The 9,577-nt window shown below is 69.1% G+C and carries 9 protein-coding genes; 6 read left to right on the forward strand and 3 right to left on the reverse strand.

All coding sequences use genetic code 11. The features are described 5' to 3' along the window. Positions 1-145: 145 nt before the first annotated feature. Positions 146-712, forward strand: a complete 567-nt coding sequence (locus AC2VOP_RS13950) for a DUF2510 domain-containing protein (protein WP_486961522.1) — start codon at positions 146-148, stop codon at positions 710-712. 76 nt (positions 713-788) lie between these two features. On the opposite strand, the gene AC2VOP_RS13955 is transcribed toward AC2VOP_RS13950, so the two are convergent. Next, positions 789-1,079 (reverse strand): WhiB family transcriptional regulator, encoded by a 291-nt coding sequence (locus AC2VOP_RS13955; RefSeq protein WP_486961523.1) that lies wholly within the window; start codon positions 1,077-1,079, stop codon positions 789-791. Between the two features lie 51 nt (positions 1,080-1,130). Between AC2VOP_RS13955 and AC2VOP_RS13960 the strand changes: the two genes are divergently transcribed. Together AC2VOP_RS13960 and AC2VOP_RS13965 are read left to right on the forward strand one after the other, a co-directional pair. Further along, positions 1,131-1,367 (forward strand): hypothetical protein, encoded by a 237-nt coding sequence (locus AC2VOP_RS13960; RefSeq protein WP_486961524.1) that lies wholly within the window; start codon positions 1,131-1,133, stop codon positions 1,365-1,367. Between the two features lie 82 nt (positions 1,368-1,449). Then, positions 1,450-2,286 (forward strand): hypothetical protein, encoded by an 837-nt coding sequence (locus AC2VOP_RS13965; protein ID WP_486961525.1) that lies wholly within the window; start codon positions 1,450-1,452, stop codon positions 2,284-2,286. On the opposite strand, the gene AC2VOP_RS13970 is transcribed toward AC2VOP_RS13965, so the two are convergent. Beyond that, on the reverse strand, positions 2,245-2,649 hold the full coding sequence (locus AC2VOP_RS13970; RefSeq protein ID WP_486961526.1) for a DUF5319 domain-containing protein: 405 nt from the start codon (positions 2,647-2,649) through the stop codon (positions 2,245-2,247). The two genes, AC2VOP_RS13965 and AC2VOP_RS13970, sit on opposite strands and share 42 nt — an antisense overlap. 213 nt (positions 2,650-2,862) lie before the next feature. Here AC2VOP_RS13970 and guaB point away from each other — a divergent pair, with 213 nt between their 5' ends. The 3 genes from guaB to AC2VOP_RS13985 all read left to right on the forward strand — a co-directional run bounded on the left by guaB (position 2,863) and on the right by AC2VOP_RS13985 (position 7,431). Further along, positions 2,863-4,341 (forward strand): IMP dehydrogenase, encoded by a 1,479-nt coding sequence (gene guaB, locus AC2VOP_RS13975; RefSeq protein WP_486961529.1) that lies wholly within the window; start codon positions 2,863-2,865, stop codon positions 4,339-4,341. Between the two features lie 52 nt (positions 4,342-4,393). Beyond that, the gene (locus AC2VOP_RS13980; protein WP_486961530.1) at positions 4,394-5,521 is read left to right on the forward strand and encodes a GuaB3 family IMP dehydrogenase-related protein; all 1,128 of its coding nucleotides are present in this window, start codon (positions 4,394-4,396) and stop codon (positions 5,519-5,521) included. Between the two features lie 164 nt (positions 5,522-5,685). Next, on the forward strand, positions 5,686-7,431 hold the full coding sequence (locus AC2VOP_RS13985) for a GMC oxidoreductase (protein WP_486961527.1): 1,746 nt from the start codon (positions 5,686-5,688) through the stop codon (positions 7,429-7,431). On the opposite strand, the gene AC2VOP_RS13990 is transcribed toward AC2VOP_RS13985, so the two are convergent. After that, positions 7,415-9,577 (reverse strand): glycoside hydrolase family 65 protein (locus AC2VOP_RS13990; RefSeq protein WP_486961528.1); only part of this gene is annotated, 2,163 nt, incomplete at its 5' end. The genes AC2VOP_RS13985 and AC2VOP_RS13990 overlap by 17 nt on opposite strands.

Consider the following 9,577-nt stretch of genomic DNA (forward strand, 5'->3'; position numbering starts at 1 on the left):
CTCTACCGCATCTTCGCCAAGCTCGACATCGAGCGCCGCGACCAGCTCACGCGCCTGGTGAGCATGGCCGGGTGAGACGGCGACCCGAGCCTTCGGCGAGCGATGACATGTTCAGCAGCTATAATCCACACCTAAGGACGACCCGATGACCAACCCCGCTCCACAACCTGGCTGGTACCCCGACCCGTCTGGCGCGCCAATTCAGCGTTATTTCAACGGCCAACGATGGGCGCACCAGGCTCCCGCCTTACCACTGCAGCCATCGATCGTCATCAATAACACCGTCGGCGCCCCCGCGCCCGTTGTGGTCACCACCGGCCCTAACCACGCCCTGCACCTTGTCCTCACTCTGCTGACCTGCGGTATGTGGCTACCGGTGTGGCTGATCGTCGCCATCGCCAGCCATCGCCAGCTGCACGTCGCAGGCCAGCCGACCCGTTCCCATGCCGGGGTGATCATCGGCGCGCTGTTGGGCGGCTTGTTGCTCCTGGGTCTTGCGGCCACATATTGGCAGGTATTCCTCGGGCTCGTCGCTCTCGCGGGTCTGGGATACCTCGGATACCGGGCATATGAACGTGCGGTTGACCGCCGTGCGGAGCAGGCCAAGATCAGGGGCCGCGCCGACGCCCAGCACCGGGCGTTCTTGTCTGGTGACTCATCGGGGATCTACGGCCAGTATCCGCCTGTGCAAGCACCTGATGAGCCACAATAGCTGTCGCACCAGTCCCGCCAGCTACACCGGCAGTTGGGCGGCCACATAAAGTTGCCCCCAGCCGATCACGCCGTTGTCAAACAGTGCGCCGCAGTTCGCGTTTGAGCAACTCGTAACGTTCGGCCTCGGACAAGCCGCCCCAGACGCCGTACGGCTCGCCGACCGTCAGCGCGTGAGCCCGGCACTGCGCCATCACCGGGCAAGCTCGGCAGAACTGTTTGGCGTGCCTCTCGCGTTGCGCGCGGGCTCGGCCGCGTTCTCCGTCGGGCGGGAAGAACACCGACGAGTCGACGCCGCGGCAGGCACCGCGCAGCTGCCAGGCCCAGTTGTCGGCGTTGCGCCCGGGCAGTTGCTCGACCAGTGGCATGTCAACCCCCCTCTGAACGGTGATGCGAAGCAGGCCCAAGCGGCGTCGGCGATGGCAACCCACACACCATGCTATGGCCGCACGGCAAACCGCATCAACGTGATCGACGTTACCGGCGACCCGCAGGAGGTGGCTGAATTTCGCCTGACTTTTACCGCTGAGACACGATTGCGACATCGCGTCGACGGTCTCCGGTCATCTCGACGTCATGTCGACGCCGACTGCGCTGCAAATCGCCAGTTCGCTTCTGGCCGTGGTGAACTCACTTTCATTCAAGACGTCATCTGATTAACACGGCTGTAACGCAGACACTACGAACTATTAACTGACGTACTGTTCGCACCGACGAGTTGATAGCGTTCGCGCTGCCATGCTCACGCCCCAAACCGACGCCGTGCTCACCGCCGCCGCGTTCGGCAGCGAACCCGGCACCTGGCCGCTGCCGACCGCCGCTACGCCACGCCAGTTGTGGCTGCGCGCGGTCGCCGCCGGCGGGCAGGGCCGCTTCGCCAGCGCCCGGGCCGACCTGGCGGCGCTGCTGCGCCACCCGCCGACCGGGCCGCTGGCTCCGCTGGTTTCGCTGGCGCACAGCACGCGGGGATCATTCCTGCGCCAGCTGGGCTGGCACAATCTGGCCCGCGGTTGCGACGGCCGGGCGTTGGCGCAGGCCCGTGACGATTCCGAGGCTCTCGAAGCCAAGGCCGACGCGCTGATCGGGCTGGCCGCCGACGCGCTCGGCGTCGGCCGTTTCGCGGCGTCCGCGGCGCTGCTGGCCCGCGTTGGCGACGTGCCCGATCCGGTGCACCGGCTGGCGGTGCGGCGGTCCTGGGTGACCGCCGAGTTGGCGATGGCCACCGGCGACGGGGCGACGGCGGTCCGGCAGGCCGAGCAGGCCCGAGAACTGACCACGGGATCGGCCCGGCATCGGGTCAAAAGCGATATGGTGCTGGCCAGCGCGCTCTGCTGCGACGGCGACGTCGACCGTGCGCGGGCCGTCGCCGACGCGGCGCTTGGGGCCGCCGAACTGTTCGGCCTAGTGCCGCTGCAGTGGGCGCTGGCCAGCCTGCTGATCGACATCGGAAGCCCGACGCGCACCCTGCCGGAGCTTCGCGACATTCGGGACAGTCGCGCAGCGCTGGTGCGCCGGCGCGGCGGTGACTGGCCCTCAGCGGTACCCGTCGGCCTCCGAGGTGGCGCCGTTGAGTGAGGCGTCGGCGTATCCGCGGCAGTAATCCCAAGTGACGTAGGTCTCCGGCTCGGGATCGTAGGCCGGCTCGTGCGGCCGGACGGTGCCGTCGACAAGCAATTGCAGCAAGTTGGCGCGCAGCATGTCCCAGTCGTGATAGTGGTCCTGGCGGCAGTCTTCGCAGCTGACCACCAGGCCGCGAATCCCTCTGGGCGACAACAGCGCTTCGTAGACTGCCAGATCGGCGAGGTCCGCCTCGACGGCAGTCCGTTCCAGCGGGTCCAGCGGTTGGCCGGGCTCGACTTCGTCCAGGGCAGCCGACGGGTCATGAGGGTCGTCGGCGAAGGGGTCGGGCGGCAAACCGGGTGGCAGATGGTCACGCACGCCCCTAAGGGTACGCAGACCGTCCGACATAACGCCAGCGGGCGGGGACGCAACGGGCCCACCGCGGCGGGCGTCAGCGATTAGGATGGGCTTCGCACGCTTCTCAACCTGGCTGCGTAGTGGAGGCCCCCGATGACCCTTGGCTCTGCTGTACCGCATCTCGGTGACTTGCTCGACGAGGCGGCGCTGGCCCGCAGCCCGGGCAAGGTCGCGATGCTCGGGCTGACGTTCGACGACGTCCTGCTGCTGCCGGCGGCCTCCGACGTGGTGCCCGCCGGCGCTGACACCTCCAGCCAGCTGACCAAGCGGATCCGGCTGAAGGTGCCGCTGGTCAGCTCGGCGATGGACACCGTCACCGAGGCGCGGATGGCCATTGCGATGGCCCGGGCCGGCGGCATGGGGGTGCTGCACCGCAACCTGCCGGTCACCGAGCAGGCCGGTCAGGTCGAGACCGTGAAACGCTCGGAGGCCGGAATGGTCACCGACCCGGTGACCTGCTCACCGGAGAACACCCTGGCCGAGGTGGACGCGCTGTGCGCCCGGTTCCGAATCTCGGGTCTGCCGGTCGTCGACGCCCTGGGCTCACTTGTTGGGATCATCACCAACCGCGACATGCGCTTCGAGGTCGACCAGGACAAGCCGGTCGCCGAGGTGATGACCAAGGCGCCGCTGATCACCGCCCAGGAGGGGGTATCCGCCGACGCCGCACTGGGTTTGCTGCGCCGCCACAAGATCGAGAAGCTGCCGATCGTCGACGGCCACGGCAAGCTGACCGGGCTGATCACCGTCAAGGACTTCGTCAAGACCGAACAGCACCCCCTGGCCACCAAGGACAGCGACGGCCGGCTGCTGGTCGGGGCCGCGGTCGGCGTCGGCGACGACGCGTGGGTGCGGGCGATGACGCTGGCTGACGCCGGAGTCGACCTGCTGGTCGTGGACACCGCGCACGCCCACAACCGGCTGGTGCTCGACATGGTCGGCAAACTCAAGGCTCAGGTGGGTGAGCGGGTGGAGGTGGTCGGCGGCAACGTCGCCACCCGGTCCGGGGCGGCGGCACTGGTCGACGCCGGCGCCGACGCCGTGAAGGTGGGCGTCGGCCCCGGATCGATCTGCACCACCCGGGTGGTGGCCGGCGTGGGCGCCCCGCAGATCACCGCGATTATGGAAGCAGTAGCGGCGTGTCGTCCGCATGGCGTGCCGGTGATCGCCGACGGCGGGCTGCAATACTCCGGCGACATCGCCAAGGCGCTGGCGGCCGGCGCGTCGACGACGATGCTGGGCTCGCTGCTGGCCGGCACCGCCGAGGCGCCCGGCGAGCTGGTCTTCGTCAACGGCAAGCAGTTCAAGAGCTACCGCGGGATGGGATCGCTCGGCGCCATGCAGGGAAGGGGGTCTGCCGGGGGGAAAGCCACGTCATACTCCAAGGACCGCTACTTCGCTGACGACGTGCTCTCCGAGGACAAGCTGGTGCCCGAGGGCATCGAGGGACGGGTGCCGTTCCGCGGCCCGTTGTCGACGGTGATCCACCAACTGACCGGCGGGCTGCGGGCGGCGATGGGCTACACCGGCTCGGCCACCATCGAAGAGCTGCAGCAGGCGCAGTTCGTGCAGATCACCGCGGCGGGCTTGAAAGAGAGTCATCCGCACGACATCACGATGACCGCCGAAGCGCCCAACTACTACGTGCGCTGAGAACATGCCTGTCCACTCCACCCGCGCGAGGGGCTGACGACGCATGCGTGACATGGTCGAGATCGGCATGGGCCGCACCGCCCGCCAGACTTACGAGCTCGACGACATCAACATCGTGCCGTCGCGGCGCACCCGGTCGTCGAAAGACGTGTCGACCAGCTGGCAGCTCGATGCCTACCGGTTCGAGGTCCCGATCGTCGCGCACCCCACCGACGCGCTGGTGTCACCGCAGTTCGCCATCGAACTGGGTCGACTCGGCGGCCTCGGGGTGCTCAACGGCGAGGGGCTGATCGGCCGGCACGCCGACGTGGAAGCCAAGGTGGCCGAGGTGACCGATGCCGCGGCCAAGGAACCCGAACCGTCGGCGGCGATCCGGTTGCTGCAGCAACTGCACGCCGCGCCGTTGGATCCCGATCTGCTGGGGGCCGCGGTGGCGCGGGTCCGCGAGGCCGGGGTCGTCACGGCGGTGCGGGTCAGCCCGCAGAACGCCCAGGCCCTTACCCCGGTGCTGGTGGCTGCCGGCATCGACCTGTTGGTCATCCAGGGCACCATCATCTCCGCAGAGCGGGTGGCATCCGATGGGGAGCCGTTAAACCTCACCACGTTCATCGCCGAGCTCGACGTCCCGGTGGTCGCCGGTGGGGTGCTCGACCACCGAACCGCGCTGCACTTGATGCGCACCGGGGCGGCCGGGGTGATCGTCGGCTACGGCTCCACGTCCGGGGTGACCACCTCCGACGTGGTGCTGGGTATTTCCGTGCCGATGGCCACCGCGATCGCCGACGCGGCCGCGGCCCGCCGCGAGTACCTCGACGAGACCGGCGGCCGCTACGTGCATGTGCTGGCCGACGGGGACATCCACACCTCCGGCGACCTGGCCAAGGCCATCGCCTGCGGCGCCGACGCGGTGGTGCTGGGCACGCCGCTGGCCGCCGCCTCCGAGGCGCTGGGCGACGGTTGGTTCTGGCCGGCCGCGGCCGCACACCCGTCGCTGCCGCGCGGGGCGTTGCTGCAGGTTGCCTTCGGTGAGCGGCCGTCGCTGGCCCAGGTGCTGACCGGGCCGTCCGACGACCCGTTCGGCTCGCTGAACCTGGTCGGCGGGCTGCGCCGGTCGATGGCCAAGGCCGGCTACTGCGATCTGAAGGAGTTCCAGAAGGTCGGCCTGACCGTGGGCAGCTGACCCCTCGGCGCGAGCATGCGCATGCCGGCGCGAGCCCGCGCGTGCCGGCGCGAGCATGCGCGAGCCCGCGCGAGCCCGCGCGAGCCGGCGCGAGCATGCGGAGAATCGCGTTACCGGGGGGTGATTTGTGCGATTTAGCGCATGCTCGCCGTAGGCTGGCCGCTATGCAGCCGGACTACGACGTTCTGATCATCGGTTCGGGTTTCGGCGGCAGCGTCACCGCGCTGCGACTAACCGAGAAGGGCTACCGGGTCGGGGTGCTGGAGGCGGGCCGGCGCTTCGCCGACAGCGATTTCGCGAAGAACTCCTGGCATCTGCGGGACTTCCTGTGGGCGCCGAAGCTGGGTTGCTACGGCATCCAGCGAATTCACCTGCTGCGCAACGTGATGATTCTGGCCGGCGCCGGGGTGGGTGGGGGCTCGCTGAACTACGCGAACACGCTGTACATCCCGCCGGAGCCGTTCTTCGCCGATAAACAGTGGTCGCATATCACCGACTGGTACGCCGAGCTGATGCCGCACTACGACCAGGCGCAGCGGATGCTGGGGGTGGTTTGCAACCCGACGTTCACCGACGCCGACCGCATCGTCAAGGAGGTTGCCGACGAGATGGGCGTCGGCGACACCTTCGTGCCGACCCCGGTCGGGGTGTTCTTCGGCGCTGACGGACCCGACGACACCAAGACCCCGGGCAAGACCGTGCCCGATCCGTATTTCGGTGGTGCGGGGCCGGCCCGCACCGGCTGCATCGAATGCGGCGAGTGCATGACCGGCTGTCGGCACGGCGCCAAAAACACCCTGGTGAAGAACTACCTGTATTTGGCGGAATCGGCTGGCGCGCAGGTGCATCCGATGACGACGGTGACCGGCTTCGAGCAAGGGCCCGGCGGGCTGTGGCAGGTGCGCACCGCGCGTACCGGGTTGTCGCCGCGGCGCCGCCATAAGACCTTCACCGCGACGTATCTGGTGCTGGCGGCCGGCACCTACAACACCCAGCGGCTGCTGTTCACGATGCGGGACAAGGGCAGATTGCCGAAACTGTCCGACAAGCTCGGGGTGCTGACTCGCACCAACTCCGAGTCGATCGTCGGCGCGGCGACGATGCACGTCAACCCGGACCTGGATCTGACCCACGGCGTGGCGATCACCTCGTCGATCCACCCCACCGCCGACACCCACATCGAGCCGGTCCGCTACGGCAAGGGCTCCAACGCGATGGGCCTGCTGCAGACCCTGATGACCGACGGCGTCGGACCGCAGGGCACCGACACCCCGCGGTGGCGACAACTGCTGGATCAGGCCGGCGAAGACCCCCGCACCATGCTGCGGCTGCTCAACCCGCGGCACTGGAGCGAGCGCACCATGATTGCGCTGGTGATGCAGCATCTGGACAACTCGATCACCACGTTCATCAAACGCGGCAAGCTGGGTATCCGCCGCTACTCCAGCAGGCAGGGCCACGGCGAGCCCAACCCTAGCTGGATCCCGGTCGGCAACGAGGTCACCCGCCGGATCGCCGCCAAGATCGACGGGGTGGCCGGCGGCACCTGGGGTGAGTTGTTCAACATCCCGCTGACCGCGCACTTCCTCGGCGGTGCAGCGATCGGCGACAGCCCTGAGCACGGCGTCGTCGACCCGTATCAGCGGGTGTACGGCTATCCGACGTTGGCGGTGGTCGACGGCGCGGCGGTCTCGGCGAACCTGGGTGTCAATCCGTCGCTGTCGATCGCCGCCCAGGCCGAGCGGGCCGCGTCGCTGTGGCCGAACAACGGTGAGACCGACCTGCGTCCCGCGCAGGGCGAGCCGTACCGGCGACTGGACCCGATCGCGCCGAAGAATCCCGTGGTTCCGCCCGGCGCACCGGGCACGCTGCGCTGGTCGCGACCGGACTCGGTCAGTCGGTCGGGCTGACTGCACTGGAACGCAGCGCGCGGTGATGCGTCGGCGCGCGGCCCGGCGGCTGCACCGGCGGCGGCAGCAGCGGCACGCGGTGGCGCAGGGCCAGAGTCGACGGCGAACTGGTGGTCAGGACGAGTTCCTCGCCGGCGTGCCGGATGGTCAACTCGCCGTCGGGTCCGTCGCGCAGGGTGTAGGTGACCTTGGCGTGGTCGGCGTCCACGGTGAGCCGAAACCCGCCCCACCGCAGCCGGAACCGCAGCCGGCGGATCCCGTCGGGCAGTGCGGGGTCCAGTGACAGCACTCCGTCGCCGTCACGCAGGCCGCCGAAGCCGGCGACCAGCGCGGTCCACGCTCCGGCCAGCGCCGCCAGGTGCAGACCTTCGCGGGTGTTGTCGTGCAGGTCACGCAGGTCGACCAGCGCCGTCTCGTACGTGTAGTCGTGGGCCAGCTCCAGATGCCCGACCTCGGCGCAGAGCACCGCCTGGGTGCACGCCGACAGCGACGAGTCACGCACGGTGCGCCGTTCGTAGTAGTCGACGTTGCGGGCCTTCTGCTCAGGTGTGAACAGGTGACTGCGCCACTGCATCGCCAACACCAGGTCGGCCTGCTTGACCACCTGGGCCGGGTAGAGCCGCACGTAGGGCGCGCTCAGCAGCAGCGGGTAACTGGTGGTGGCGTCGAAGTCCCACTCCGCCTGGGAGGTGAAGCCTTCGCACTCCGGATGCACGCCCAGGTCGTCGTCGTAGGGGATGTGCACGGCGTCGGCCGCGTCTCGCCAGGCGGCCATCTCCTCGGTGCCGACGCCCATCGCATGCGCCGCATCGGGGTGGCGGGCGCACGCCTCCGCGGCGGTGTGCAAATTATGGGCCGCCATCATGTTCGTGAAGACGTTGTCGCGCACGACCGCGGTGTATTCGTCGGGGCCGGTCACCCCGTAGAGATGCCACACGCCATGCCGGTCGTGGTGTCCGAGTGAGCGCCACAGCCGGGCGGTTTCGACCAGCACCGCCAGCGCGTCCTTCTCCAGCGAGTGGTCGCCGGTGACGACCCGGTACTGCTCGAAGGCCATCGCGATGTCGGCGTTAATGTGCCACGCCGCCGTGCCGGCCGGCCAGTACCCCGAGCACTCCTGGCCGTAGATCGTCCGCCAGGGGAAGGCCGCTCCGGCGAGGCCGAGCTCGGCGGCCCGCTCCATGGCCAGATCCAGCGTCGACGCCCGCCAGCGCAGCGCGTCCGCGGCTGCGTGCGGCGCAGTGTAAGTGAGCACCGGGAGCACGAAACTTTCACTGTCCCAAAAGGTGTGGCCGTCGTAGCCGCTACCGGTGAGGCCTTTGCTGGAGATCGCCCGGCGTTCGGCGCGGGCACTGGCCTGCAGCACGTGAAACAGCGCGAACCGGATCGCCTGCTGACAGTCCGGGTCGCCCTCGACTTCGACGTCGGCGCCGTCCCAGAAATTGTCGAGGTAGGCGCGCTGGGCATCCAGCAGCCCCTGCCAGCCGCTGTAGCGGGCCCCGGTCAGCGCGCCGACCGCCTGGTCGCGCAGCGCGGGCCGGGAGCGCTGACTCGACCAGCCGTAGGCCAGGTACTTGACGACGCGCAGCTGCTGCCCGGGTCGCAGTCCGCAGATCACCGTGGTGCCCGCCACGTCGGGACTCGCCAGGGTGTTGACCTGCATCCGCCCGGGCACCTCGATCTCGTGGTGCATCCCGGCCGCCATCATCAGGTCGCTGCGGCGGGTCCGGTGCACCAGCACCGCGCCGCGCTCGTTGAACTCGTGCACGACGGCCTCCAGCGGGCGCTCCAAAATCGCCGCGACGCGCGGGTCGCGGGAGGTCGGCGGCAGGTCCTCGTTGGCGACCAGCTCCGACTGCACCGTCACGCGGGCGAATTCGTCGACCGCCTCGACGAGGTATTCGATGGCCGCGACGCTGCGGTGGGCCAGCGACACCAGCCGGGTGGAACACACTTTCACCTGCTTGCCCGCCGGTGAACGCCAATGCGCGCGGCGGGTCAGCGTTCCCGCGCGCATGTCGAGCACCCGTTCATGCTCGATCAGCTCGCCGTAGCGGACGTCGAACGGCTCGTCGTCGACCATCAGCCGGATGATCTTGCCGTTGGTGACGTTGACGACGGTCTGGCCGGCCTCGGGATAGCCGTA

It is taken from the genome of Mycobacterium sp. TH-M106 (assembly GCF_057473765.1).

Bases quoted from the DNA above. Each gene is read 5' to 3' on its own strand.
- AC2VOP_RS13950 (WP_486961522.1), top strand. From the start codon at position 146: ATGACCAACCCCGCTCCACAACCTGGCTGGTACCCCGACCCGTCTGGC.
- AC2VOP_RS13960 (WP_486961524.1), top strand. From the start codon at position 1,131: ATGGCAACCCACACACCATGCTATGGCCGCACGGCAAACCGCATCAAC.
- guaB (WP_486961529.1), top strand. From the start codon at position 2,863: ATGCTCGGGCTGACGTTCGACGACGTCCTGCTGCTGCCGGCGGCCTCC.
- AC2VOP_RS13965 (WP_486961525.1), top strand. From the start codon at position 1,450: ATGCTCACGCCCCAAACCGACGCCGTGCTCACCGCCGCCGCGTTCGGC.
- AC2VOP_RS13980 (WP_486961530.1), top strand. From the start codon at position 4,394: ATGGTCGAGATCGGCATGGGCCGCACCGCCCGCCAGACTTACGAGCTC.
- AC2VOP_RS13955 (WP_486961523.1), bottom strand. From the start codon at position 1,079: ATGCCACTGGTCGAGCAACTGCCCGGGCGCAACGCCGACAACTGGGCC.
- AC2VOP_RS13985 (WP_486961527.1), top strand. From the start codon at position 5,686: ATGCAGCCGGACTACGACGTTCTGATCATCGGTTCGGGTTTCGGCGGC.